Source organism: Vibrio sp. CAU 1672 (assembly GCF_029223195.1).
In the GTDB taxonomy this organism is placed as follows: Bacteria; Pseudomonadota; Gammaproteobacteria; order Enterobacterales; family Vibrionaceae; genus Vibrio.
The window spans coordinates 76,421-102,190 of the sequence record NZ_JARHUF010000014.1 but is presented as its reverse complement, the minus strand read 5'-3'; the positions used below and the strand labels follow the sequence as shown (position 1 = coordinate 102,190).

Below are 25,770 nucleotides of genomic sequence, written 5' to 3'. Positions count from 1 at the left end.
CTCAAGTCAGCCTCAATCGCGGATCTGGTAGTGGAAACCAAGAAACTGTTTGAATTTTTTTACCACATGCAGGCTGTGGCGGAGCAAATCACGCTCAGTGCGGTCGAGTTTTTTGATATTTATCGTATTGACCGCCCCTTGCGTGTCGAGCTGCTGGGTTAAGCGAATTTTAAAAAACAACTTGAGGGCTTCGGCCAGGTTGTCGGCGGTTTCTGCTTCAAGGATGCGCTTATTGCGCAGCGCCTCAATCCGTTCGAAGGTGTTTTTCTCCTCAATAGCGTACTCGAGCGCCAGAGTCCGGATGCCATGGACTACCGGGAAAATTCCCCCCCGCTTGATGTCCAGACCATCTTTGGCACTTTTGACGTTGCCAAACAGGGTCAATGGTACCGAAAACTGTAGCGCCGGGCGGGTGAACTCCGATAACACCAACATGCGCTCTTTCATCGTGTCACGCAGGTGATTGGCTACCGGCTCGAGCAGTTGCCGGTTACCGGCTACGGCGTGGGCATCACTGAAAATAGCGAGATCCATCACCTGATCCGGTTGGGCTTTTTCAATCCAGCCAGACAGGGTGTTTATCCATTCTTGTTGGCTTTTGACCCATTTGGGGTTGTTGACCATGACATTGCCTGGACAGAGTGGATAGCCAAGCTGCTGCAGGGTGTGGCTCAGTGACTGCATGACGCTGCTGCAGTGGTGCCACTCCAGCCCATCTTGAATGATCAGGGCGTTGTCCTGATCGGTTTTGAGAATTTGCTCACCGCGTCCTTCGGATCCGAGTACGATCAGGCAGCAGTGGTCATGCAGTGCCGGCGGCACTACCAGTTCAAACGCTTTCTCAATGATCTGTTCATTGACGGCGGAAATCAGCTCCATAATGAAGCGGGTACGAATGCCGTTTTTCAATAAGCTTTCTACCAGCTGGCGTTGTTTGTTGGAGGCCAGCGCCAGCTCTTCAACGCTGGTCGCCCGGGCAATGGTTAAGGTCAGGACATGGGAGTGGGTGGAGAAGGCGCTGAGGATTTGGGTCATGTCCAGCATGCCCACCGCCTGGTTACCGTCGCACACCATCAGCCGTTTCATCCGGTTGCGGGTCATGGTGATCATAGCGTTAAACAGAAAGTCACCATCGTCGACATGACAGACCGGGAAGGTGGCGATGTCGCCCACCGGGGCATCGAGCGGATGGTTGTCAATCATTACCGAATGCAGCATGTTGGTGCGAGTGACGATGGCGTAAGGATGGGCAGCCGGCTGAGCCAGCACACGTGGGTCGTCATCATGCAGGCGCACCAGCGCGGCATCAATGCCGTTTTCTTTGAGGGTTCGCGTGACCTCATTGATCGCCATCTCTGGCGGCAGGATCATCGGTGGATGGTAGATGGAGCGGTCGACTTTGGTCAGAATGAACTCCGCCAGATTCTGTTGCTGCTGTGCAGCCTCGATCAGCGCCTGGCGTTTAGCTAAGTTATTGTCAAAATAGGCGGCAAACTGGCCGTTTTCGTTGTAGAGCTGCAAAAACACTTCTTTGGGCAGCAGATAAGACAGGGTGTCTTCCAGTGCGACATAGTGGTGTTTTACGCTCTCCTCAAACAGCGAACGGACGTCAAACATGTCGTCATTGGCATAATGGGCGAACACCTCCTGCTCGTCCACTGAACGCTCTTCCACTGCTCCCTTGATCAGGATGTGTAAATGAGCATTACCCTGCCCGGCAGACAGGATCACATCCCGGGTGCGGTAATAGGCCACATCCAGCGACGAGCGCAGCCGGGTTTGCTGTGCTTCGCTCAGTCGATCAAACGGCGGTGATTGCATGTTAAATTTATCAGGCATAGCAGGGCTCAGGGTTACACAGTGCTGGTCTGTTAAGTCTGACAAAAAACGGGCAGGTCACCAGACGACTTTGGTCTAAGGCTGTGTGAATAGAGTGCCCAGAGGCCAGTCTATTCCGCCAACGCCTGCCTGTGACATTGAGGAAACGCTCAGTTGACGATTCTTCCCTTTTTCTATTACGCAATGCGATCCATAATTCACCAGCCCAAATGTTTATCTGGTGCGATGGTCTTTTATCCCCTTATTAGGATGTCAGTGATGTTGAAACCCTCTCCGTATGGCTGGATTTCCCAGTACTTTCTCGGATTCTTTTTTGCTTATGGCGTGTATCTGCCTTTTTGGTCATTGTGGTTTGAAGAGCAGGGGGTCTCTGCGACAGACATCGGTCTGCTGGTTGGTTTGGGGCTGGCAACACGCTGTGTTGCCAATCTGGTGATTACGCCACGGCTGCACCGAGTCGAGTATTTAATGCCCGCGCTGCGTTGGCTCAGTTTTGCCGCCTTGATTTTTGTTGGTTTTCACTTTTTTACCGGCGGCAGTTTCTGGCTGATGGCGCTGGCTACCGTGTTGTTTAACCTCTGCTGTGGCCCGGTGGTACCATTGTCTGATGCGATGGCCAATTATTATGCGCGCTTGAAGATGCTTGATTACGGCCGGACCCGCTTATGGGGCTCGATCGCCTTTATTGCCGGTTCTACCGTGGTTGGCTTTATGGTCGCCGAATATGGCTCAGACATGATCCTCTACACCGCCATGGTTGGGGTGTTGGCTTCTCTGTTGCTGGCGATGCGCAATACCAACCCGATGCCGGTTACGCGCGGCGAGCAGCATAGCGAGCGGCCAAAATTGTCTGCACTGCTCACTGAGCGCGCGGTGGTGAAGTTTTTGCTGCTGGTGGCGTTAATTCAGGGCAGTCACGCCGCTTACTATGGCTTCAGCGCCATTCACTGGAAAGCCGCCGGCCATTCAGAAAATGTGATTGGTTACCTGTGGAGCCTCGGGGTAGCAGCTGAAGTGGCGGTGTTTGCTTTAAGTAAGCGTTTGTTTTCTGGCTGGTCATTACGAATGATGTTTGTGGTGGCGGCCTGTGGGGTGATGGCTCGTTGGGGGATGACCGCAACGACCACCTCGATTGTCGCGCTGGTTATCGTGCAGATGTTGCATGGCGTGACGTTTGCGATGGCACACATCGCGGCGATCCAGTACATCCAGAACTCGGCGGAGAATAAGATGGTGGCGTTGCAGGCGCTGTATAATGCAATACCGCTGGGAGCATTTATTGCGATGATGACCGTGATCAGTGGTTGGGGTTACGAACATTGGGGCGCTAACGTGTTTTGGGCCATGGCCGTCATGGGTTTGCTGGCCTTGTTCATTAAACTTGAGCCGCAGGAGTCGCAATGTAATGTGGTTGATCTGGCCAGCCAAGAGGCGGAAGCATTGAATTGAGCTTCTGTGAGCAAGGTTAACAACTAACCTTTGTCTCTTTGGAGATTACATAGTTAAATGAAACCTCTCCCATAGCGGAGAGGTTTTTTTATTGACCAAGATGAAGGATATCGAATGCAAGGATGGCTGGTGGTACCCGTTTCCCTGGCGTATCTGGGGGCATTGTTTTTAATTGCCTGGTATGGCGACCAGCAGAAAAGCTGGCTGGCACGCTGGCGGCCGTGGATCTACAGTTTGTCGATTGCCGTGTACTGTACCTCCTGGACGTTTTACGGCACGGTAGGCCAGGCCAGCAGCAATCCCTGGTCATTTTTGCCTATCTATATCGCACCGATTCTGGTGTTTACCCTGGGCTGGCGGCTGCTGGGGCGTTTGATCCTGATCGCCAAGCGTGAGCATATTACTTCCATCGCTGATTTTATCGCAGCACGCTACGGCAAGTCGCAAGGGCTGGCGGTGGTGGTGACCATGATCGCCGTGGTCGGGATTTTGCCCTATATTGCCTTACAGTTGCGCGGTATCACCATGGGCCTGGAAATTATCGCGCCGAATCTCGCCACCGATTTTGGCTATCAGCAAGATCGGGTTTCCTGGTTCGTGGTCGGGGCGCTGGCGATGTTCACCATGTTGTTCGGTACCCGCCATATTGATAATACCGAGCATCACCGCGGGATGATGATGGCGATCGCTTTTGAATCGATCGTCAAACTGGTGGCGTTCTTAGTGGTGGGGATCTTTATCGTTTGGTTGGCCATTCGCTCCGATGATATTGTGCTTTGGCAAACCGCCGCACAAAGCTATCAATCCCCCAATTATTTTTCCCTGTTTATCCACACGGTGTTAACCATGCTGGCGATCGTTTGTTTGCCGCGTCAGTTTCATACCATGGTGGTCGAAAATGAACGTCCGCAGGATTTGCATACGGCACGCTGGCTGTTTCCGCTATACCTGATGCTGATGGGGTTGTTTGTGTTGCCGATTGCCTGGGTCGGGCAGAGCCTGCTCGGCAGCAGTCCGGCCGACACCTTTGTGATCAGTGTGCCGATGGCGGTCGGTGCCAGTGATATCGCGTTGCTGGCATTTGTCGGTGGCACCTCCGCTGCCAGCGGCATGGTGATTGTCTCGACCATAGCACTGGCCATCATGGTGTCTAACGATTTGGTGATGCCGCTGTTGCTGCGCCGGATGCGCCTCTCGCAGCGTAATCATCAACACTTTTCGCAACTGCTGCTGCGTATTCGCCGCGCGCTGATCCTGCTCCTGCTCATCGGTGCCTGGGGCTTTTATCAGGCATTGGATAGTATCCACTCACTCTCGGTGATTGGCTTTCTCTCTTTTGCTGCGATCACCCAGTTTGCCCCGGCTTTGATTGGGGGCATGTACTGGCGACAGGGGAATCGCAAAGGAGTGTATGTCGGCCTGGCCGTGGGTTTTGCGTTATGGCTGATCACCCTGATGAGCCAGACCGATATGCTGGCCGGAGATGCTGGTAACAACTTGCTTATCTGGCTGATCACCCCGCCGGCACTGTTGGGAGAGTGGGAGGTGAACAGTTCTGACTGGGGGATGATCCTGAGCGTGGCGGCTAATACCGGCTGTTATTTTCTGGTTTCACTGCTGACGCGCCCAAGCCTGAGTGAGCGCTTACAATCGGCATCGTTTGTCGGGGCGCCGTTACCGGAAAGTGAAAACATCAGCTTGTACCAGAGCCGGGTGACGGTGGGTGAACTGGAGATGCTCGCGTCACGCTTTGTCGGACGCAAGCGGGTGCGTTCAGCGTTTAAGAACTACTGGAGCCAGCAACGCGAAGAGCTCATGCCTAACCAGCAGGCGCCGGCCACTCTGATCCGCCACACCGAACGGGTACTGGCTGGGGTATTTGGCGCCTCTTCAGCTAAGTTAGTGCTCACTTCGGCATTGCAGGGCAGAAATATGCAACTGGAGGAGGTGGCCACCATTGTGGATGAAGCCTCAGAGCTGTATGACTTTAGCCGCGGCCTGTTACAGGGGGCGATAGAACACATCGGCCAGGGAATTGCGGTAGTGGATAAACAGCTGCGGCTGGTGGCCTGGAACCAGCGTTACCTGGAGCTGTTTGAGTTTCCGCCCGGCCTGATCCAGGTCGGGCGCCCGATTGCCGATGTGATCCGCCACAATGCCGAGCAGGGGCTGTGCGGCCCCGGCGACCCGGAAGACCACGTGCGCCGGCGGGTTTATCACCTGGAGCAAGGCACGCGGCATACCTCGTCGCGGGTTCGTCCCGACGGGCGGGTGATCGAAGTACAGGGTAACCCAATGCCGGGCGGTGGGTTTGTGATGAGTTTTACTGACATTACGGTGTTCCGCGATGCGGAGCAAGCGTTGAAAGAGGCCAATGAAACCTTGGAAGAGCGTGTGCATCTGCGTACCCGTGAACTGGAAAAACTCAATAAGCAGTTGGTGAATGCCACCCAGCGTTCTGAGCATGAGTCGCAGTCCAAGTCCCGTTTCCTCGCTGCAGTAAGCCATGATTTAATGCAGCCGCTGAATGCCGCGCGCCTGTTTGCCTCATCATTATCGGAGGTGGCGAAAGATGCTGAAATCCAGCAACTATCGGCCCATATCGAAAGTGCGCTCGGCGCAGCAGAAGACCTGATTGGCGACTTGCTGGATATTTCACGCCTGGAATCAGGCAAACTGGATGTCAATGTGCATGGCTTTGCCGTGAATGATGTACTGGCCAACCTGAGCGCCGAGTTTAGTGCGCTGGCCAAGCAGCAGCAGATAGAGTTCTGCATGATCCCGTCGTCATTGAAGGTCAAATCTGACCCTAAGTTGCTGCGCCGGGTGATACAAAACTTTTTAACCAATGCGTTTCGTTATTGCCCGCAAGGTAAGGTGGTGCTCGGGGCGCGCCGGGTGCAAGGGCAAGTCCGGATCGACGTCTGGGATAACGGCATGGGAATTGAAGAGGAAAAACAGCAGGAAATCTTTGAAGAGTTCAGCCGGGGTACCCAGGTGCGATCCGACCAGGGGCTCGGTCTGGGGCTGGCGATCTCCAAAGGCATTGCCCAGGTATTGGGGCATGAGATTTCGATGCGTTCCTGGGTGGGCAGGGGCAGTGTCTTCTCGATTACCCTGGAAAAAGCGGAGCAGGTGCATGTGGCGCCAGTGCTAATACCAAGCGGACCGCAATCTGATCTGAGTCACCTGCGGGTGCTGTGTGTGGATAATGAACCTGACATCTTGGTCGGTATGGAAAACCTACTCTCGCGCTGGGGGTGTGAGATCCGCCTGGCAACCGACATTGTTGAGAGCCTGAAAGCGATAGAAGAAGACTGGGTACCGGATGTGATTTTGTCTGATTACCGCCTCGATCATGGCCGGACCGGCCTGGAGGTACTCCAGCAGTGCCGGTTGCGCCTGGGAAACCGCTTTGAAGGGGTCATCATCAGTGCGGATCGCACCGCAGATATGATGGATGGCATCAAGGCCAACGGCTTTAAGTTTATCGCCAAGCCGGTTAAGCCACTCAAGTTGCGTGCGATACTTAACCGGGTGGCTTAAGCAGGATGATGCGGTGCCAGGTTATTTGGCGATACCGCCCTGGGTTAACCGGCTTGGGTCGAGCAGTTCTTCCAGCGTGGCCCGATCCAGTTCGGTTTCTTCCTCTGCGACATCAATAATCGGCCGTCCCTGCTGATAGGCGATTTTGGCAATTTCCGCCGCTTTCAGATAGCCAATCACCGGGTTCAGGGCAGTGACCAAAATCGGGTTTTTCGCCAGCGCCTGTGCCAGGTTGTCTTTGCGGATCCGGAACGGCGCTACCGCCTTATCAGCCAGCGCGATGGCAGAGTTTGTCAGTAATTCAATGCTTTCCAGCAGGTTATAGGCAATCACCGGCAACATGACGTTGAGCTGGAAGTTGCCTGACTGGCCCGCGACGGTAATGGTCGTATCATTGCCGATCACCTGCGCCGCGGCCATTGCGGCAGCTTCCGGGATCACCGGGTTAACCTTGCCGGGCATGATCGAGGAGCCCGGTTGCAGGCCTTGTAGTTCAATCTCCCCCAGCCCGGCTAATGGACCGGAGTTCATCCAGCGCAAATCATTGGCGATCTTAAGGATCGCGACGGCGGCAGTTTTTAGTTGTCCTGACAGCGCCACGATCGCATCCTGGCAGCTGAGGTTAAAAAAGAAGTTCTCGCTGGTGGTGAAATGCACCTGAGTAGCTAACGTCAGGTTTTCGGCAAACAGCGGGGCAAAACGGGGATCAACGTTGATCCCGGTACCTACGGCAGTTCCGCCCTGGGCCAGTGCTTTAACCGCTGGTAGGGTCTTTTCGATCGCTTGCTGGGCATGTTCAATCTGGTATTGCCAGCCTCCCAGCTCCTGCTCCAATGAAATCGGCATCGCATCCATCAAATGGGTGCGCCCGGTTTTGATCACGTAGTGCAACTCCTGTCCCTTGCGTTCCAAGACTTCGGCGAGGTAGATCAGTGCCGGCAGTAACTGATGTTCAATTGAAATGGCAGCGCTGATCTGGATGGCGCTGGGAATAACATCATTACTGCTCTGGCCCATGTTGACGTGATCATTGGGCTGAATCGTCTCACCAAGCTGGCGTGATGCCAGGGTGGCAATCACTTCATTGACGTTCATATTGGAACTGGTGCCAGAGCCGGTTTGGAATACATCGATAGGAAACTGATCCAGAAACTGGCCATCTATGATTGCCTGAGCAGCGTCGGCGATGGCGGAAGCAACCTCATCATCGAGTACACCGAGCTGCATATTTGTCAGGGCGGCGGTTTGCTTAATGTAGCCCAGCGCCTGAATAAACGCCGCTGGCATGGTGTGTTGACTGATGGAAAAGTTGTTCAGCGCGCGTTGTGTTTGTGCCTGATATAAAGCATCAGCCGGGACTTGGACTTCGCCCATGCTGTCGGTTTCGATCCGGATTTCCGCTGTCATGGTGGGATCCTTTCGTTTCATCAAGTGTAGTTTAGAGCAGATGTAATCGCTGTCATGAGATTCATTTCACTGCGTGGTTTCTTACTGAGCATAGCTTTGTTTTGGCCAGGTGGTGCCGTTTCGGTGGCATCGCGGCGGAAAAGTAAGCTTTCGGGAGGCTTTGAATTACTCTCTCATTAGAAAGGCGAGAGTGCTATAGAGGTCGTGTGGCAGTTGTTGGTAAGGTGGATGGGGTGAATAATTGAGCGTGCAGTTCGGTCTCTGACTGACCGGCTGTGGCGGTTATCAAAAGGCCAATGGATAACCACTGGCCAGCCATAGGGGATCTATTCGCTAAACAAGGTTTCGTATTTGACGAAGGCGGTTTGTGTGTCTCCGTAGTAGAGCGTACCGTCCGCCTGAATCGCGACTCTGAGCCAGCTCTCTGCTGATGTGGGCTTGGGTAAGGTGACGTACCAGTTCTGACCTGCCTGATCATCACGCGTCATATCAATCGGCTGGGCATTCTGTTCCTGACTATCAACCACGGAGATCTTGACCCCTTCCAGCGGGTAAGCGGCGTGGAGTGACAGCTCCAGACTATCCTGGGTCAGTTTTTCTGAACGAAACTTAACTTTGAAATCGCCGTTTTCCATATCACACAAACCGCTGGTATAACGGCAATTGGATTTACTTACCAGCTTGTAGCTTGCGCCTTCTTTAGCCGCATGAGGCTTTTCGCTTAGCGCCAGGTCGGTACCGAAATAGGCGATCAAAGAAAGAATAGGAGCGATTAACAGGGCGATGAGAAAGTGCTTGTTTTTAAACATCTTGGCTTCCTTGCAACAACAGTCTGCAATAACGGTAACTGAAAAATAAGCAATAAAAAAGCCCCGAGCGGGTAGTTCCAGTTGGGGCTTTTATGGTTTTGCCTTACAGCTTAGTGGTCAACGGCACCGCCTGCGCCAGCAGGGACACGTACGTGTTCCACCAGATCCTTCACTTCTTGTGGGGTTTCCGCGGTCACTTTAGAGACGGCGAAGGCCACGGTGAAGTTAAACAACGCACCAATCGCACCAAACGCGTTTGGCTCAATGCCCAGGAACCAGTTGTTGCCCCAGCTTTCCAGATATTTCCAGTCAGCAATGAACAGGATGCCTTTGTGCTGGAAGACGTAGAACAGGGTGATACTGATACCGGTGATCATCCCGGCGATAGCGCCTTCTTTGTTGATGTTTTTGCTGAAGATACCCATCATCAATGCTGGGAAGATGGACGAAGCCGCGAGGCCAAAAGCCAAGGCTACGGTACCGGCGGCAAACCCGGGTGGGTTGAGGCCGAGGTAACCGGCTACCGCAATAGCTACGGCCATGGAAATCCGGCTGGCGAGTAACTCTTTCTTCTCGGAGATATTCGGGTTGATGACGCCTTTGATTAAGTCATGCGATATTGCCGAAGAAATCGCCAGCAACAGACCCGCGGCGGTGGATAGCGCGGCCGCAAGACCACCGGCGGCAACCAGGGCGATGACCCAGTTAGGCAGCTTGGCAATTTCAGGGTTGGCCAATACCATGATGTCACGGTCAACTTTCAGTTCGTTAGTCGCCGGGTTTGAGGTATAGGCAATCAAGCCGTCGCCGTTCTTATCATCAAAGCCGAGCAGGCCGGTTTTCTCCCAGTTTTTGAACCAGTCAGGACGCTCGTCATAAGCAAGGTGCTGGCCTGGTGCCGGGTTGACCGTGTCCATCAGGTTGAGACGTGCCATCGCTGATACAGCTGGCGCGGTGGTGTACAGGATAGCAATGAAGACCAGTGCCCAGCCTGCTGAGGTACGTGCGTCACGTACCTTAGGTACGGTAAAGAAACGGATGATCACGTGTGGCAGACCTGCGGTACCAATCATCAGTGACATGGTGTAGACGAACATGTTGAGGGTATCGCCGCGGACCTGGGTGGTGTATTCACTAAAGCCCAGTTCGGTCACCACTTGGTCGAGCCGGTCGAGCAGATAGACATCGGTGCCTTGAATGGTACTACCTAAGCCGATTTGTGGCAGAGGATGACCGGTTAGCTGCAGAGAGATAAAGATTGCTGGAATAGTGTAAGCCAGAATGAGGACGCAATACTGAGCAATCTGCGTGTAGGTGATACCCTTCATGCCACCCATAACGGCATACATGAAGACGATACACATACCAATCAGAAGTCCGGTTGAGTAATCCACTTCGAGGAAGCGGCCAAACGCCACGCCGACCCCTTTCATCTGACCGATAACGTAAGTGACCGACGCGATGATCAGGCAGATTACTGCAACGATACGTGCGGCTTTCGAGTAGAAACGTTCGCCGACGAACTCTGGCACAGTGAACTTACCAAATTTACGTAGGTAGGGGGCGAGCAACAGTGCCAGCAGTACATAACCGCCGGTCCAGCCCATGAGGAAGACTGAGCCGCCATAGCCCATAAAGGCAATCAAGCCGGCCATGGAAATGAACGATGCCGCCGACATCCAGTCAGCCGCTGTGGCCATGCCGTTGGCAATGGGGTTGACGCCTCCGCCGGCCACATAGAACTCTTTGGTTGATCCGGCGCGGGCCCAAATAGCGATACCGATGTACAGGACAAAGGTGGCGCCGACGACGAGATATGTAATAGTTTTAAGATCCATCTCGAGTGCTCCTTACTCGTCTACGTTAAATTCGCGGTCTATCTGACGCATTTTCCACGCGTAGTAGAAAATAATGCCTAAGAATGAATAAATGGATCCCTGCTGGGCGAACCAGAACCCAAGCTTATAGCCGCCCAACTGAAATTGATTGAGTACGTCGACAAATAAGATCCCACAGCCAAAAGACACTACAAACCAAATCACCATCAGCATGGTCATCAGTTTTACATTTTTGTCCCAATAGGCTTTGGCTCTTTCTTCACTTTCAAACGCCATTGCCGTCTCCTTACGCGGTTGTTTGTTAATAAAGTGTTTCGAGCTTAACGATAGCAAGAGTGTGCCGATAACTCATTTCAACTTTAGTCGCGCGCTGAAAAATAAAAAACGCCCGAATATTGGGCGCTTAGCGAAAGTGGGTGGGGTTTGTGTGATGTTAATATGTTGTTAAATTAGCCTAAAGTCTAACGCCTGGTGGTGCTCAGAAATAAAAAACGTTCATTCCGGGCAGCAGGTTGTCAGGGGCGACGCTGCTACTGCTCGGGTTCCATCTGCTGCAGCAGAATGACGGCCTGGGTACGGTTTTTCACCCCGAGTTTACGGAAGATCGCTGTCATATGCGCTTTGATGGTGGCTTCTGACACGTTGAGCTCATAGGCAATTTGCTTATTGAGCAGACCGTCTGAGAGCATGCCCAGCACCTTGTATTGCTGGGGGGTCAGGGTGGCAATTTTTTGTGCCAGATCGTTACAGGCCGCGTTGTTGGTGATCAATCCCTCAGGATAGTATGGGTCGCCATTTAGTACTTGATTGAGTGCGTTAACCAGCTCACGCATGTCACTCGATTTGGGAATAAAACCAAACGCACCATGGCTTTTAACCTGAGTGACCACCGCTGGCTCTTCACTCGCGGATACCACCACGATTGGTAAGTCGGGATATTCGGCACGCAGTTGGATCAGGCCTGACATTCCGTTGGCCCCCGGCATTTTCAGATCCAGTAACAGCAAATCAGGCTCATCTTCCTTTGCCAGTAATGCCAGCAGGGCATCGAGTGAATCGGCTTCAAGCAGATTGGCTCCGCTGATGGCCATGTGTATCGATTGGAATAAGGCGTTACGAAACAGCGGGTGATCATCAGCAATGATGATGGTGTAGGTCGAGTCCATGACGTTAAGCACTTTTGTCTATTTGGTTAACAGAATTATTGTCCAGCTTTCACTCAGTGGACAATAATCATCCGCTAAAAGTCTGAACCAAATCGACTTTTATTAGAAAAATTGCATATTAAACTTGGCAGGTCGCGACGTTACTGCGATCAAACGCCGGCCGCTGCTGCGCGCCGGCGTTGGGATCGAAGCTGGTTAGAGCTGCTTGATATGCGTCAGGAAAGGCTCGGCGGGTATAAATCCGGTTAAGCGCGCGTTTGAAATGTGGTTGCCTTCTGCGTCCCAGAACTCAATGGTCGGCAGGCCGAGCACATTCATTCGCTGCAGGAGTTCGATATCTTGCACTTGGTTTTTGGTCACGTCAGCCTGCAATAAGACAAACTCGTTGAGTTTGGCGGCGACACTCGGGTCATGGAAGGTATATTTCTCAAATTCTTTGCATGCCACACACCAGTCGGCATAGAAATCGAGCATGACCGGCTTAGCCGCTTGTCGGGCTAAGGCGAGCTGCGCTTCCAGCTCTGCGACGTTGGTAATGCGCGTGAAGCTTATGCCTACAGATTGCGACTGAGCAGAGCCATCGCCAAACCAGTAGTCCAGAGCAGGTTGCGCTGAGGCCAGTAAACCCAGAACGGCAATGATGCCGACGATACTTTGCTTCCAGCCGCCAAACTCAAGCGAATTTTTTACATGATAGAGCCAGCCGAAAGCGGCAAGGCCGAGTGCAGACCACAACCCGGTCGCCCATACATCCGGTAAAATGCGTTCAAGCAGGAAGAGTGGTGCGGCAAGCAGAATGAAGCCAAACAGCGTCTTAACCCGTTCCATCCAGCTTCCGGCCTGTGGCAGCAGCTTATTACCGAATACCGCAACACCAATCAATGGGATGCCCATCCCGAGGGCCAGCGCATACAGCGCCACCCCGCCGGTGAGCAGGTCTCCGCTCTGGGCAACGTATAATAAAGCGCCGGACAGAGGTGCGGTGGTACATGGTGAACAGACTAATCCGGAAATTGCCCCCATGGTAAAGGCACTGACACTGCTGCCGCCTTGCTGTTGATTGCTGATGTTATTCAGCCAGGTCTGCATGCCGCTTGGCAGTTGCAGGGTATAAACCCCAAACATCGATAAGGCGAGCGCGATAAATAATCCACTCAGGCCGATTAGTACGTAAGGGTGTTGCATTGCTGCCTGGAACTGCATGCCAGCGGAAGCCACCACCAGCCCCAGCAGGGTGTAGGTGAGCGCCATACCCTGCACATAGGCAAACGCCAGCCCGAATGCCCGGCGGGGATTGAGTTTGCCGCTGCCCAGGACAATGCTGGTTAAAATCGGGTACATCGGCAGGACGCAGGGGGTAAACGCTAACCCGATACCCAATGCCAGAAACAGCAGTGGTGTCCACCAGTTATCAGCTAAGTTTGCCGCCAGTGAGTCTTGCTTGGTGAGCGGTGCGGCTGGTTGCGCGGTGCCGGAAAGTGAAGGCTTTGACGGCGAGGCGGCGACGTCACTGTTAGTGGCCGCAGCGGCAGTCGGGCCGTTGCTGGCTTTAGGTGCAGTAAAGGCGCTGACAGGGATCACCCGGGTTTCTGGCGGGTAGCAAAATCCGGCTTTTGCACAGCCCTGATACTGGACAATCACCCGAGCCCCTTGTTGCCAGTTTTGCAGCGGCACGCTGACAAACAGGGGGGTGGTGTAAATGTGTACATCGCCAAAAAACTCATCCCGGTAGGGAGTGCCGGGCTCAATGTCTACCTGACCGAGGGTCAGGTTTTCGGCTGAGATCGAAATCCGCTCCTGATACAGGTAGTAACCGTCGCGCACCTGCCAGTCAAGCTCCAGTGAGTCACCCTGCTGGTAGAAATTGAAAGGGAACGCCTGATCTACCGGGACAAAGCGATCTTGGCTGTTACCGAAACTATTGGCCTGATTGTTATTAAACAAGGCCAGTGATGGCGCAGAAAAAGAGAGAACGCCAAGCAAGAAAATAGAAAAAAGTGCGCGCATAAGGTATCGAGTTTGTCTTGTGGTGATTCAGCTTAGTGTACCTCAATCAGACCGCGTCAGGCGCGAATTAGTTTCATGCTTGTTGAGGATATGGCCGGATCTGGCTAACTAACAAGGGAGCCGAAGCTCCCCGGGTTAGAAAAGCGCTGGCTAAATCAGCAGGCCACCAAACGCAAAACCGAGCGCAACCGCAGATGAAATCGTTGCCACGCCGGGTAAGAAGAACGGGTGGTTAAAGATGTACTTACCGATACGCGTCGAACCGGTGTCATCCATTTCCACCGCAGCCAGCAGGGTTGGATAGGTGGGTAGTACGAACAGCGCGCTGACCGCCGCAAACGAGGCGACCGCGGTTAATGGCGCTACACCGATTGCCAGCGCTGCCGGCATAAGGGCCACGGTGGTGGCGCCTTGGGAATAGAGCAGCATGGAAGCAAAGAACAGTACCAGTGCCAGCATCCATGGGTAATCTTCCAGTAGTGCGCCGGCGATTTCTTTGATGTCATCAACGTGGGCGTTGACGAACGTGGAACCCAGCCAGGCGACACCGAGCACACAGACACAGGCGGTCATACCCGAGCGGAATGTGGTGGCGGAAGGAATATCCGCCGCATCGATTTTGGTTAACAGCACAATGGTGGCCGCGGCGGCCAGCATGACCGTCATGATTGCTTCATTGCGCCCCAGTGCCGGGTTCTCAATCAGCCCAACTGAGCTGGATATTGCGGCCGCATAACAGACGACAAAGGCAATCGCACCAAGGAAGATAAAGGTCGCTTTTTTCGCGGTCGGTAGAATATTGCGTTGATTAGTACCGCAGAGCTTGATCAAACCATGCTCCATACGGTGTTGGTATTCCGGATCGTCTTTTAGCTCGCTGCCCATAAAGTTCGCAACAAAGGCACCAACCATACACGCGATAAATGTGGTCGGGATGCAGACCGCAAGCAGGGTCAGGTAATCAACCCCAAACGGTGCCAGCATGGCGGCAAAGGCCACCACGGCGGCGGAAATCGGTGAGGCAGTGATGGCGATCTGTGAAGCGACCACCGCAATTGACAACGGGCGTGAAGGGCGCACCCCTTGACCTTTGGCTACTTCGGCAATCACTGGCAGAGTCGAGAAGGCGGTGTGTCCGGTGCCGGCCATCAGGGTCATCAGGAAGGTAACGATCGGCGCATAAAAGGTGATGCGCTCAGGGTGCTTGCGTAAAAAATCTTCTGCTACCTGAACCATCCAGTCAAGGCCGCCCGCCACCTGCATCGCGGCGATGGCGGTGATCACTGACATGATGATCAGGATGACATCGACCGGGATGAATGCCTGGCTGGTGGGGACGCCAAGGATGAGTGAGAGTGCTATCACCCCCGCACCGCCAGCAAAACCAATCCCGATACCTCCGATCCTGGCCCCCAAATAAATGAAGAACAGAACCACAAAGAGTTCCAGTATTACCATAATTGATACCTCTATTTTGTCGTTTTATTGATTCTGATTTTTTGAACATTCAGCCGGGTGGTTAAATATTCAAGAAATCAGAACGGCACAGGCTTACGGTAATAAAAGTTTGAATAAAAAGGGGGTCACCGTTCGCAAGCCAAAAAAAGGGGGCTAACTGCCCCCAACATTTATGAATTATTCATAGCGTTTCGCTTTGTAAATCGGGCGCATGAAGTTATCAACGGATAAAATCTCGTCGAGCTCGTCTGTGGTGAGCAGGCCGCGCTCGAGTACCACTTCGCGTACACTCTTACCCGTTTCGGCGCAGATTTTACCGACGATGTCACCTTCATGGTGGCCGATGTAAGGGTTGAGGTAAGTTACGATACCGATTGAATTATAGACGTAATTTTCACAGGTCTCTTTGTTGACGGTGATGCCATCGATGCACTTGTCACGCAAGTTGATACAGGCATTCTGCAACAGAGAAATGGACTCAAACATGCTTTGGGCGATCACCGGCTCCATCACGTTCAGCTGTAGCTGGCCACCTTCTGCGGCAAAAGACACCGTGTTGTCATTACCGAGGACTTTGAAGCAGACCTGGTTGACCACTTCCGGGATCACCGGGTTGACTTTGGCCGGCATGATCGAAGAGCCAGCCTGCATTTCTGGCAGGTTCAGTTCGTTCAGGCCTGCGCGAGGGCCGGAAGATAACAGGCGAAGATCATTACAGATCTTAGACAGTTTCACTGCCAGGCGTTTGAGGGCGCCATGGGTCATTACGTAGGCACCGCAGTCAGAGGTCGCCTCGATCAGGTCTTCTGCAGGCACGACCTCCAGACCGGTCACCTCTGCCAGATGTTTGATAGCCAGAGTCTGGTAGCCGACCGGAGCGTTCAAGCCGGTGCCGATGGCCGTCGCCCCTAGGTTGATTTCCAACAGCAGTTTAGAGGTGTAATCCAGTGCGCGGATCTCTTCATTCAGCGTGACTGCCCAGGCATGAAATTCCTGGCCGACTGTCATCGGCACCGCATCTTGCAACTGAGTGCGGCCCATCTTGAGGATGTCTTTGAATTCGACGGCTTTCAGTTCGAAAGCGCCTTTCAGGTACTCAATCGCTTCCATGAGTTTGTGTACACTGTTGTAAACCGCGATGCGGAAACCGGTCGGGTAAGCGCAGTTGGTTGACTGGCTCTTGTTGACGTGATCGTTCGGGTTAACAAACTCGTACTCGCCTTTCTGTTTGCCCATCAGCTCGAGGGCAACGTTCGCGATCACTTCATTGGTATTCATGTTGACCGAGGTGCCTGCCCCTCCCTGAAAAACGTCCGAGGGAAATTGATCCATACACTTACCGGTTTCAAGGATCAGATCACACGCCTGAATAAGGTAGTTAGCCACCTCTTTCGGAATCGCACCCAGTTCTTTGTTGGCCAGTGCGGCGGCTTTTTTCGTCATCACCATGCCGCGAACAAATTCAGGCACGTCAGAAATTGTTGAGTTGGAGATATTGAAGTTCTCGATCGCGCGCAGGGTATGGATGCCATAGTAGGCATCGGCAGGGACATGACGTTGACCGAGCAGATCTTCTTCAATACGGGTGGCTTGGTTTGCTGTTTTTGCAGCATCAGATAGGGTAGCCATAACAGGATCCTTAGATGATAGTTCTGACAAATTAATTATTATTTAGCCATTTCTGCAATCTAGAATCCATTCATCAGAATTTTTGGCTGTGAATCCATCCTGACTTATGTAGCACATCATACTTGACCTAACGTATAAAAATAGTAACTGGATCACCTTTTGAGTTATTTATCCGTCAATATTTTGCAAACTATGAAGCGGCGTTCCATCGCCGTTTCACGCAGGAAAAAGACACGCTTTTTTACAGGATTCATTTGAGCTTAGCGGGTTTTTACCATTACACTGAATTCAACAAAGGAGGGCGTGTGTTTCTTATCTTATTATTGGCGTTTATTTTCGTCCCAATTATTGAAATCGGCCTGTTTATTCAGGTGGGGGGCTTTTTAGGCTTATGGCCCACAATCGCCCTGGTGCTGGTCACTGCATTTGTCGGGGCTTCGTTAGTCCGCAGCCAGGGATTGCAAACCTTAGTGTCGGTGCAAAGCCGGCTCGACCAGGGTGAAATTCCGGCACAACAAATCTTTGAAGGGGTCATGCTGGCCGTGGCCGGGGTGTTGCTGCTGACACCGGGCTTTATGACCGATGCGTTAGGGATGGTGGTGCTACTGCCGGCTCCGCGTGCAGCGATCGCCAAATACCTGATGAGCAAAATGGTGGTCAAAACCGTTGGCGGGGGCTTTCACGGTCACTATTCCAGTCAGGAGCCGTTTGAGCACGACCCGTTTCGCCGCGGCCCTTCCGATTCTCAGTCGAATGGCCATACCTTCGAAGGCGAATACGAGCGTAAAGAGGATGATGAGCGCAATAAGCTCAACTGATGATGACGATATCTTAACCTCGGGGCGCATGATAGCGCCCCGCTTGTTTATCTGGAGGGAATAGGTGTCAGAGCGCACCCTCAAAGCCCATTTGCCGCCATGCTTCAAACGCAATGATCGCCACGGCATTTGACAGGTTGAGGCTGCGTGCATCGGGCATCATCGGAATGCGGATGCGTTGTGCCATTGGCAGGCTTTCAATAATCTCAGCGGGCAGGCCACGCGTTTCCGGACCAAACATCAACACATCACCGGCTTGGTACTGCGCATCTACATGGTGACCGGTGGTTTTGGTCGTGCAGGCAAACAGCCGGTACTGGCCCTGTTTCTCTTTTTCCAGGTAGTCGAGAAAGGCTTGATAGTTTTTATGCCGCGTGACCCGAGCCAGATCGTGATAATCCAGCCCCGCACGGCGTACTTTTTTTTCTTCCAGATCAAAACCGAGTGGTTCAATCAGGTGCAGGTTAGCGCCGCAGTTGGCACATAAGCGGATGATGTTGCCGGTGTTCGGCGCAATTTCGGGTTCGTATAGGGCGATATCAAACATGCTGGTGAAATTCAGTGGTCAAAAAGTGCAGAGAGTATAAGGTGGTGATGGCTGTGAGTCCAACCACCTTCACCGCACTTATCTTGCCACGGGCAATAGTGGTAACGTGATGGCGATGCGCAGGCCTCCCAGTGGGCTGCGGCTGGCCTGGATGGTGCCGCTGTGCTGGCGAATCGCACTGGCGGTGATCGTCAGGCCCAGCCCGGTTCCGCCGGAGTGGCGATCGCGGGCAGTGGATACGCGGTAGAAGGGGCGGAAAATCGCGTCTATTTCCTCTTCCGGTACGCCTTCGCCGTTATCGTCCACCGTGATGTCTAAGCGGTCTGCCTGAGCGCGAAGGTCGATGTTGACCTGATCTTTACCATAATAAATCGCATTACGGATGACGTTTTCCACGGCGCTCATCAACAGTTTGGGGTTGCCGGAGATGGTTCGCTCAGGCAGTTCCGAATAGCAGAGCGTTTTGCCCATCTGTCCCGCTTCAAACTGCGCGTCTTTGATGATTTCCTCCCACAGGCTGGCAACCGGCTGGGACTCACGGGTCATGTGGCTATTGGCTTGCATTCGTGACAGCTCAAGCAGTTCATTGATCATATGTTCAAGCCGCTGGGCTTCGGTGTCGATACGTGCCAGCTCCGGGCTTTCGCCCTGTTTGCGGGTCGCCAGTGCGTTTGCCATGCGCAGGCGGGTGAGGGGTGAGCGCAGCTCATGTGAAATGTCGGACAGCAGGCGCTGCTGGCCGGAAATCATCTGGTTGACGGCTTCGACCATCTGGTTGAAGCTGCTGCCCGCCTGGCGGAACTCTGAAGGGCCTTTCTCCAGGCTCGGGTCGATGACAAACTCGCCCTTGGCAACCCGCTGGGCCGCGCTTTCCAGCCGACGAGCCGGCTGGCTAAGTGCCCAGGCTAGCCACAGTAGTAACGGGGTGCTGACAACCATGACGGCCAGCAGCAACTGCAGCGGATGATCGAACAGGCGCAGCAGGAACGGTGGTGGCTGAGTCCATTTAAAGCCGACATACATATACAGGTCAGAACCGGCCAGGGTGATTGGTACCGGTCCGGCAAGCATGAAACGTCCGTATAAACGCTGCTTGGGCTGCTGGTGGTTATCAATCATGGACACGAAGTTTTTCATTGCCCGCTGGTGGAACTCCTGCGGTTGAGTTGCGCTGATAATGTTACCGGCCTGATCGGTCACAAATACCCGCGGGCGGGGATCGTGCCTGCCGCGCCTGGTTCCCTCAAGGCGAAACAGGATCCGGCCTAAATCGGACTCATGGCGAAAACGAGCCTGGATGTCATCACGCATCTGTTCCATGCGCTGCAGGTGTTCTTGCGGCAGGTCGCGGGCTTTGCGCGGGTCTAAGTGGGGTAAGGCCAGCACCGCCATCAGTACCAGGAACATCGTGAACCAAAAAATGGTAAAGATGCGGCCATACAGGCTGTTGATCTTAGGAAGCTTGAAGCGTGAAGGGCGCATTAGTCCTCCTCCACCCACATATAACCGCGGCCGCGCAGAGTTTTAATCCGTGGTTTGCCATTGCTCTGGTCGGGCAGTTTTTTACGCAGGTTGGAGACATGCATATCGATGGCGCGGTCAAATGCGGCCAGGCGCTTGCCCAGTACGTCTAAACTCAGGGTGTCTTTGGTCAGCACTTGACCCGGATGCTGGACAAAGTGTGACAGCAGGGCGAACTCGGTGGTGGTTAAATCCAGCGGTTGCTGCTGGCAATACGCCTCTTGTTTGCCGGGAAACAGCCGGACATCCTGGTATTCGATACAATCACTGGCTTTGGTGTGCTTTTGGCTGCTGGTTCGGCGCAGAATTGCGCGGATCCTGGCCAGTAGCTCCCGGTCGCTGAACGGCTTGGGCAGGTAATCGTCCGCACCGAGCTCCAGGCCGATGACGCGATCGATTTCTTCACCTTTGGCGGTGAGCATCAGTACCGGGGTTTCCCATTGCTCTCGCAGCCGGCGTAAGGTATCAATTCCATTGAGCTTGGGCATCATGACATCCAAAAGGATTAAGTCAATGTCCTCATGGATGGCGGCTAACCCGGCCTCTCCATCATTGGCTTCACAGACCTGATAGCCTTCAAAGCTCAACACTTCTTTAAGTAAGCCGGTTAGCTCAGTGTCGTCGTCAATAAGAAGAATGTTTGCCATTGCTTGCTGCCTATCTAATTTGCGCGTTGCTTCTAAATATTACCTTGGACTCTGGGTGTAATATTACCTTGGAATTGCCGGGAGTGATGCGTGTGATTATCACTCTTTACGATTATTTACGCTCACTATACGTCGCTTTACCTGCCAGGTCGTATTCTATTATCAAGCGTTATGAAAACCGCTCAAATGAATCACTTAATTGTGTAAGGAGTCGAAGATGAAAACTGTTAAAAAACTGGTGCTGGCGACGGTTGCGCTGCCTCTGATGTTGGGCACCGCAAGCGCGTATGCCTTTGGCGGAAAGGGGCACCACTTTGGTCCTGGAGAAGAGTGTGGCCGTGGCATGGAGCGTGGCCTGATGCGCCAACTTGACCTGACGGATGCGCAGAGAGAGCAGTTGCAAGACTTACGTTCTGCCCATCGTGCAGAGATGAGAGAGCAGTTTGCTGCCGGACAAGGCCAGCGCCAGGCACACCACAACCGGATGCAAGCCCTAATGCTGGCGGATAATTTTGACCAGGCCGAAGCGAATGCTCTGGCTCAGGAAATGGTGGATATCCAGACTGAGCGCCGGGTTAAGATGCTGGAAAGAAGGCATCAAATGCTGAGCATTTTGACGCCGGAGCAAAAGGCCCGCTTTGTTGAGCTGCAAAATGAACGCTGGCAGGACTGTGGCCATAATATGCAAAGACGGATGGAAAAGCGCGACAATAACGGCTGAGTACGTTCTTTTTCCAAGGCAGCCTGAGGCTGCCTTTTTACTAGGTTGTTGATTTAATATTCATTCAACCATTCTCAGGGTATACTCAAGCCATGGTTTGAGTTAACTCTGTGATGATGAAATATCAATACGCACGTCTTGTGACTACGGCTGCCTGGACGGCAACTCTGGTGGCGACCCTTCTCTTAATCGTCAAAGTGGCGACATGGTGGGTGACCGGTTCGGTCAGCTTGCTGGCATCCTTGATTGATTCGATGCTCGATATTGCGGCATCGGTGGTCAACTTATTTGTCATTCGCTTTGCTTTGCAGCCCGCTGACCGGGAACATACCTTCGGCCATGGTAAAGCGGAATCCCTGGCGGCATTAGCCCAGGCGATGTTCATTTCCGGCTCGGCGGTATTTCTGATCCTTAACGGTATCGATCGTTTCTTTCGCCCCCATGAGCTTCACTCACCTGAGTTAGGTGTTTACGTCTCTATTTTTGCCCTGATTGTTACCTTTGCCCTGGTGACGTTCCAAAAATATGTGGTGCGGGTGACTGGTAGCCAGGCGATTGCCGCAGACTCTCTGCACTACCAGACTGACTTGTATATGAATGCTGCGATCATGGTGGCGCTGGGGCTGAGCTATTTTGGTGTGACGCAGGCTGATGCGGTGTTTGCAATTGCGATCGGCGCGTATATTTTATTCAGCGCGTTCAAAATGGTCACTGAGGCGATTAATACGTTATTGGATCGCAAGTTGCCGGATGATGAGCTGGAACAAATTCGTGCCGAATGCCTGATGGTGGAAGGGGTGTTGGGCGTACATCAGCTGCGCACCCGTATGTCCGGCCCGACGCGTTTTATTCAGCTTCATTTAGAACTTGATGATAATCTGCGTCTGATTGAGGCGCACTATATTGCCGATAAAGTTGAAGACCGCTTGTTGGCGCGTTTTCCCGGCGCGGACGTTTTAATCCATCAGGATCCGCTCTCAGTGGTATTTGGCCCTGAGCGTGAGCAGAAAATGCAGGATTGGTGAATAGGCAAATTTCTTGCGATGTAACGACAAATGCGCGCTTATTGACTATCTTTCCATCACTGTTGAGCAAAAAATCGTGATCCTGATGTGAATCAACGAAGTTGGATCAGGAACCTGTAATACTCTTACATAAGTAGAAAACTTACATAAAACGTGCGTTTTCATTGGTATTCCTGAAGAGGAAATGTAACATAACGCACAGTTCTAGATTATGCAGGTTGCTTGTTAACAAGTAACCTAAAAGAAAATTAAATATTTGATTGCCAAAGATCGAGGGTGAGCATGATTAAGAAGATCGGTGTTTTAACGAGTGGCGGTGATGCCCCAGGTATGAACGCTGCAGTACGCGGTGTGGTACGCACAGCGCTGTCTGAGGGATTGGAAGTATTTGGTGTATTTGACGGCTACTTAGGCCTTTATGAAGATCGCATTGAGAAACTAGATCGTTCTAGTGTTTCTGATGTGATTAATAAGGGCGGTACTTTCTTAGGCTCTGCACGTTTTCCTGAATTCAGGGATGTGGCAGTGCGTGAGAAAGCGATCGAGAACCTGAAAAAGCACGGTATCGACGCTTTGGTTGTGATTGGTGGTGACGGCTCTTACATGGGCGCGAAGAAGCTGACAGAAATGGGTTACCCATGTATTGGTCTGCCAGGTACGATTGATAACGACATCGCGGGTACTGACTACACCATTGGTTACCTGACCGCATTGAATACGGTTATTGATGCAATTGACCGTCTGCGTGATACGTCTTCTTCACACCAACGCATTTCAATTGTTGAGATCATGGGCCGTCACTGTGGTGACCTGACTCTGATGTCTGCGATTGCTGGTGGTTGTGAGTACATTATCACTCCAGAAACCGGTTTGGATAAAGAGAAGCTGATCAGCAACATTCAAGACGGCATCAAGAAAGGCAAGAAGCATGCGATCATCGCGCTAACTGAGCTGATGATGGATGCGAACGAGCTGGCCAAAGAGATCGAGACGGCTACTGGCCGTGAAACTCGTGCAACGGTTCTGGGCCATATCCAGCGTGGCGGTCGCCCGACGGCATTTGACCGCGTACTGGCGTCACGTATGGGTAACTATGCCGTTCATCTGCTGATGGAAGGTCACGGTGGTCGCTGTGTGGGCATCCAGAAAGAACAACTGGTTCACCACGATATCATCGATGCGATTGAGAACATGAAGCGTCCAGTGCGCAACGATTTGTTCAAAGTTGCGGAAGAGCTGTTCTAAGCTACCGAAATCCAAAAAAACCGCGCGATGGCGCGGTTTTTTTTGCCCAATAGGAGGTTGTCATTGCCTGTGATTAGCCTGGGCGCATAAGCGGCGTTCGCGTAGGGCAAACAGATAGCCCATAACGCCGCCGAGTACATTGCCCACTGCGATGCCGACAAACAGCCCTTCGGTAGCAAATAATTTGCTGCCGATCCAGGCAGCCGGCAGGGTAAAGACAAACAAACGCATAAAGCTCCACTGAAAGGCATGCAGTGGTTTATGCATCGCATTAAGCCCACTGATCAGCATCATCACAATACCCTGGAATCCGTAACTAACCGGTACCACCAGCAAATAGTGCCATAACAGATCTTTTACCGCTTGTTCCTGGGAAAAAACGGCCGCCAACGGGATGCTTAGCGGTACCATAGCCAGGAAAATCATTCCCTGAAAAACCACAGAGAAGCGCATACTCAAAAACAAGCCGGCAAAAGCCCTTGGTGCGTTATTGGCCCCCAGGTTTTGCGCCATAAAAGGTGTCAGTGCTGAAGTCAATGACATCAAGACCAGGATCAAAATGGACTCAATCCGTTGTGCCGCACCGTAAGCCGCAACTGCGGCGGTACCTTGGCTGGAGAGCAGCATCATCAGAATGGCTCCAGAGAGCGGGGTCATGGCATTTGACAGGGCTGCCGGAGTACCAATCTTCAAAATTTGCTGCCAGTCCTGATGGAGAAACGCCCATTCCGGCGGGGCTAACAGCTTTTCCCGCTTCACCAGCACATAAAAAGAGCCAAACAATGCCCCGAGCCAGCTAAATGCGCTGGCGATAGCCGCCCCCTGGATCCCCAGCTCGGGAAAAGGGCCGAAGCCGAAAATCAGCAGGGGATCGAGAATGCCATTAATAAGGCCGGCCAGCATCATGATCTGAGCCGGGGTTTTGGTATCACCGGTCGCCCGGATGGCGCTGTTACCGGCCATCGGGATCACCAGCAACGGGATGGTGACATACCATACCTGCATATACTGGGCGATCAAAGGCAGCAGTTCCGCTTTGGCACCAAGTAAGCGAAATAGCGGTTCGATAGTGAAAAAGCCTGATAATGAAGCAATGCTGACCAGCAATAACGCCAGCAGCAAGCCGTGGCTGGAAAAGCGTGCCGCCTGCGGGGCATGGCCCTGGCCAAGCAGACGGGCAATGCTGGTCGATAACCCCATACCGATGCCCATGGTGATACAGTTCACCGCAAAAGTTACCGGAAAGGTATAGGTGACCGCAGCCAGAGCATCTGTACCGAGCAATGAGATAAAAAAGGTATCGACCAGGTTAAACATCAAAATTGCGATCATACCCATGGTCATCGGCAGGGTCATCTTGCGCAGAGTTTCGGCGATCGGCGCGGTTAACAATCCGTGTTTGTCTGGGGCATGGCCCGTCGGCTTGTTCTTTGGCTGCATTTTGATATCTGGTTTGAAGGGGAAAAGGCAAGGATACTAAAAAGCGGCAGCCGCGGCGAGTGGCGGTTATTCGGTCGGCCCGTATTGATAATGCTTAAACCGGGTCCTGCGTGGGAGGGGCGTGTTTGCGGGAGTGTGACCGGGTGGATTATTGACCAATGAACAAAAAGTGCCTGAATATGCTGGTTCTTTTAACTAAATCACAAAAAATTCACGCTTACCCCTTGGGATTGCTGTTAATGCACCTTATATAGTTAGCACAAGGCCTTGAAGCCCGATTTCGGGGTTAATTATCAAATAACATGGAAATTTTCAGGAGAGACGACCGATGAACATTCGTCCATTACATGACCGAGTTATCGTAGAGCGCCAGGAAGTTGAGTCTAAATCAGCGGGTGGCATTGTTCTAACAGGTTCTGCTGCAGAAAAATCGACTCGCGGCGTTGTACTTGCTGTGGGTAAAGGCCGCATCCTTGAGAATGGTACGGTACAGCCACTGGACGTAAAAGTTGGTGATACTGTTATCTTTGCAGAAGGTTACGGCACCAAAACTGAAAAGATCGACGGTAAAGAAGTTTTGATCATGTCTGAAAACGACATCATGGCAATCGTTGAGTAATTCGTTCTGAATCACAACGACAAAGATAATCGAATTTAG

Annotated in this window: 20 protein-coding genes; 7 read left to right on the top strand and 13 right to left on the bottom strand. The window is 52.7% G+C overall.

Annotation, left to right across the window (positions count from 1 at the left end):
• Positions 1–12 precede the first annotated feature (12 nt).
• The gene (locus P2G85_RS13880; protein WP_275864673.1) at positions 13–1,839 is read right to left on the bottom strand and encodes a DUF294 nucleotidyltransferase-like domain-containing protein; all 1,827 of its coding nucleotides are present in this window, start codon (positions 1,837–1,839) and stop codon (positions 13–15) included.
• Between the two features lie 258 nt (positions 1,840–2,097).
• Here P2G85_RS13880 and P2G85_RS13875 point away from each other — a divergent pair, with 258 nt between their 5' ends.
• Positions 2,098–3,288: a 3-phenylpropionate MFS transporter gene (locus tag P2G85_RS13875; protein ID WP_275864672.1), complete on the top strand. Its 1,191-nt coding sequence runs from the start codon at positions 2,098–2,100 to the stop codon at positions 3,286–3,288.
• Positions 3,289–3,402: 114 nt separating this feature from the next.
• On the top strand, positions 3,403–6,834 hold the full coding sequence (locus P2G85_RS13870) for a PAS-domain containing protein (protein WP_275864671.1): 3,432 nt from the start codon (positions 3,403–3,405) through the stop codon (positions 6,832–6,834).
• Positions 6,835–6,855: 21 nt separating this feature from the next.
• Here P2G85_RS13870 and P2G85_RS13865 read toward each other — a convergent pair whose 3' ends face one another.
• From P2G85_RS13865 to aspA, 8 genes are all read right to left on the bottom strand, one after another.
• The gene (locus P2G85_RS13865; RefSeq protein WP_275864670.1) at positions 6,856–8,241 is read right to left on the bottom strand and encodes a class II fumarate hydratase; all 1,386 of its coding nucleotides are present in this window, start codon (positions 8,239–8,241) and stop codon (positions 6,856–6,858) included.
• A 326-nt stretch (positions 8,242–8,567) separates the two neighbouring features.
• A complete protein-coding gene (locus P2G85_RS13860) occupies positions 8,568–9,050 on the bottom strand; it encodes a hypothetical protein (protein ID WP_275864669.1) in 483 nt (160 codons plus the stop codon).
• A 110-nt stretch (positions 9,051–9,160) separates the two neighbouring features.
• Positions 9,161–10,888 carry a sodium:solute symporter family protein gene (locus P2G85_RS13855; RefSeq protein WP_275864668.1) on the bottom strand — a complete coding sequence of 576 codons (1,728 nt, stop codon included), beginning with the start codon at positions 10,886–10,888 and terminating at the stop codon, positions 9,161–9,163.
• A gap of 12 nt (positions 10,889–10,900) precedes the next feature.
• Positions 10,901–11,164 carry a DUF4212 domain-containing protein gene (locus P2G85_RS13850; protein WP_275864667.1) on the bottom strand — a complete coding sequence of 88 codons (264 nt, stop codon included), beginning with the start codon at positions 11,162–11,164 and terminating at the stop codon, positions 10,901–10,903.
• A 254-nt stretch (positions 11,165–11,418) separates the two neighbouring features.
• Positions 11,419–12,054: a response regulator transcription factor gene (locus P2G85_RS13845; RefSeq protein ID WP_275864666.1), complete on the bottom strand. Its 636-nt coding sequence runs from the start codon at positions 12,052–12,054 to the stop codon at positions 11,419–11,421.
• A gap of 195 nt (positions 12,055–12,249) precedes the next feature.
• Entirely contained in the window at positions 12,250–14,061 is a 1,812-nt protein-coding gene (locus P2G85_RS13840; RefSeq protein WP_275864665.1) for a protein-disulfide reductase DsbD, read from the bottom strand.
• Between the two features lie 150 nt (positions 14,062–14,211).
• Positions 14,212–15,519, bottom strand: coding sequence for an anaerobic C4-dicarboxylate transporter (locus tag P2G85_RS13835; RefSeq protein WP_275864664.1), 1,308 nt, complete (start codon positions 15,517–15,519; stop codon positions 14,212–14,214).
• A 177-nt stretch (positions 15,520–15,696) separates the two neighbouring features.
• Positions 15,697–17,148, bottom strand: a complete 1,452-nt coding sequence (aspA, locus tag P2G85_RS13830) for an aspartate ammonia-lyase (protein ID WP_275864663.1) — start codon at positions 17,146–17,148, stop codon at positions 15,697–15,699.
• A 305-nt stretch (positions 17,149–17,453) separates the two neighbouring features.
• Between aspA and P2G85_RS13825 the strand changes: the two genes are divergently transcribed.
• Positions 17,454–17,966: an FxsA family protein gene (locus P2G85_RS13825; RefSeq protein WP_275864662.1), complete on the top strand. Its 513-nt coding sequence runs from the start codon at positions 17,454–17,456 to the stop codon at positions 17,964–17,966.
• Between the two features lie 67 nt (positions 17,967–18,033).
• Here P2G85_RS13825 and trmL read toward each other — a convergent pair whose 3' ends face one another.
• The 3 genes from trmL to P2G85_RS13810 all read right to left on the bottom strand — a co-directional run bounded on the left by trmL (position 18,034) and on the right by P2G85_RS13810 (position 20,681).
• Entirely contained in the window at positions 18,034–18,513 is a 480-nt protein-coding gene (trmL, locus tag P2G85_RS13820; RefSeq protein ID WP_275864661.1) for a tRNA (uridine(34)/cytosine(34)/5-carboxymethylaminomethyluridine(34)-2'-O)-methyltransferase TrmL, read from the bottom strand.
• 78 nt (positions 18,514–18,591) lie between these two features.
• Entirely contained in the window at positions 18,592–19,995 is a 1,404-nt protein-coding gene (gene cpxA, locus P2G85_RS13815; RefSeq protein ID WP_275864660.1) for an envelope stress sensor histidine kinase CpxA, read from the bottom strand.
• Positions 19,995–20,681 carry a response regulator gene (locus P2G85_RS13810; RefSeq protein WP_275864659.1) on the bottom strand — a complete coding sequence of 229 codons (687 nt, stop codon included), beginning with the start codon at positions 20,679–20,681 and terminating at the stop codon, positions 19,995–19,997. The genes cpxA and P2G85_RS13810 overlap by 1 nt, the downstream gene beginning before the upstream one ends.
• Positions 20,682–20,898: 217 nt before the next feature.
• On the opposite strand from P2G85_RS13810, the gene P2G85_RS13805 reads away from it, so the two are divergent.
• From P2G85_RS13805 to pfkA, 3 genes are all read left to right on the top strand, one after another.
• Positions 20,899–21,402 carry a CpxP family protein gene (locus P2G85_RS13805; RefSeq protein ID WP_275864658.1) on the top strand — a complete coding sequence of 168 codons (504 nt, stop codon included), beginning with the start codon at positions 20,899–20,901 and terminating at the stop codon, positions 21,400–21,402.
• A gap of 116 nt (positions 21,403–21,518) precedes the next feature.
• A complete protein-coding gene (gene fieF / locus P2G85_RS13800) occupies positions 21,519–22,427 on the top strand; it encodes a CDF family cation-efflux transporter FieF (protein WP_275864681.1) in 909 nt (302 codons plus the stop codon).
• Positions 22,428–22,709: 282 nt separating this feature from the next.
• A complete protein-coding gene (gene pfkA / locus P2G85_RS13795) occupies positions 22,710–23,672 on the top strand; it encodes a 6-phosphofructokinase (protein WP_275864657.1) in 963 nt (320 codons plus the stop codon).
• Between the two features lie 60 nt (positions 23,673–23,732).
• On the opposite strand, the gene P2G85_RS13790 is transcribed toward pfkA, so the two are convergent.
• Entirely contained in the window at positions 23,733–25,112 is a 1,380-nt protein-coding gene (locus P2G85_RS13790; RefSeq protein ID WP_275864656.1) for an MATE family efflux transporter, read from the bottom strand.
• A 328-nt stretch (positions 25,113–25,440) separates the two neighbouring features.
• On the opposite strand from P2G85_RS13790, the gene P2G85_RS13785 reads away from it, so the two are divergent.
• Entirely contained in the window at positions 25,441–25,731 is a 291-nt protein-coding gene (locus tag P2G85_RS13785) for a co-chaperone GroES (protein WP_107351003.1), read from the top strand.
• Positions 25,732–25,770 lie beyond the last annotated feature (39 nt).

What these genes read in the sequence shown, in the direction of transcription:
- P2G85_RS13850 (WP_275864667.1), bottom strand. Translation starts at nt 11,164, where the DNA reads ATGGCGTTTGAAAGTGAAGAAAGAGCCAAAGCCTATTGGGACAAAAAT.
- P2G85_RS13855 (WP_275864668.1), bottom strand. Translation starts at nt 10,888, where the DNA reads ATGGATCTTAAAACTATTACATATCTCGTCGTCGGCGCCACCTTTGTC.
- P2G85_RS13840 (WP_275864665.1), bottom strand. Translation starts at nt 14,061, where the DNA reads ATGCGCGCACTTTTTTCTATTTTCTTGCTTGGCGTTCTCTCTTTTTCT.
- P2G85_RS13785 (WP_107351003.1), top strand. Translation starts at nt 25,441, where the DNA reads ATGAACATTCGTCCATTACATGACCGAGTTATCGTAGAGCGCCAGGAA.
- P2G85_RS13790 (WP_275864656.1), bottom strand. Translation starts at nt 25,112, where the DNA reads ATGCAGCCAAAGAACAAGCCGACGGGCCATGCCCCAGACAAACACGGA.
- trmL (WP_275864661.1), bottom strand. Translation starts at nt 18,513, where the DNA reads ATGTTTGATATCGCCCTATACGAACCCGAAATTGCGCCGAACACCGGC.
- cpxA (WP_275864660.1), bottom strand. Translation starts at nt 19,995, where the DNA reads ATGCGCCCTTCACGCTTCAAGCTTCCTAAGATCAACAGCCTGTATGGC.
- P2G85_RS13880 (WP_275864673.1), bottom strand. Translation starts at nt 1,839, where the DNA reads ATGCCTGATAAATTTAACATGCAATCACCGCCGTTTGATCGACTGAGC.
- P2G85_RS13870 (WP_275864671.1), top strand. Translation starts at nt 3,403, where the DNA reads ATGCAAGGATGGCTGGTGGTACCCGTTTCCCTGGCGTATCTGGGGGCA.
- aspA (WP_275864663.1), bottom strand. Translation starts at nt 17,148, where the DNA reads ATGGCTACCCTATCTGATGCTGCAAAAACAGCAAACCAAGCCACCCGT.
- P2G85_RS13875 (WP_275864672.1), top strand. Translation starts at nt 2,098, where the DNA reads ATGTTGAAACCCTCTCCGTATGGCTGGATTTCCCAGTACTTTCTCGGA.
- P2G85_RS13810 (WP_275864659.1), bottom strand. Translation starts at nt 20,681, where the DNA reads ATGGCAAACATTCTTCTTATTGACGACGACACTGAGCTAACCGGCTTA.
- P2G85_RS13865 (WP_275864670.1), bottom strand. Translation starts at nt 8,241, where the DNA reads ATGACAGCGGAAATCCGGATCGAAACCGACAGCATGGGCGAAGTCCAA.
- P2G85_RS13835 (WP_275864664.1), bottom strand. Translation starts at nt 15,519, where the DNA reads ATGGTAATACTGGAACTCTTTGTGGTTCTGTTCTTCATTTATTTGGGG.
- P2G85_RS13805 (WP_275864658.1), top strand. Translation starts at nt 20,899, where the DNA reads ATGAAAACTGTTAAAAAACTGGTGCTGGCGACGGTTGCGCTGCCTCTG.
- P2G85_RS13860 (WP_275864669.1), bottom strand. Translation starts at nt 9,050, where the DNA reads ATGTTTAAAAACAAGCACTTTCTCATCGCCCTGTTAATCGCTCCTATT.
- fieF (WP_275864681.1), top strand. Translation starts at nt 21,519, where the DNA reads ATGAAATATCAATACGCACGTCTTGTGACTACGGCTGCCTGGACGGCA.
- pfkA (WP_275864657.1), top strand. Translation starts at nt 22,710, where the DNA reads ATGATTAAGAAGATCGGTGTTTTAACGAGTGGCGGTGATGCCCCAGGT.
- P2G85_RS13845 (WP_275864666.1), bottom strand. Translation starts at nt 12,054, where the DNA reads ATGGACTCGACCTACACCATCATCATTGCTGATGATCACCCGCTGTTT.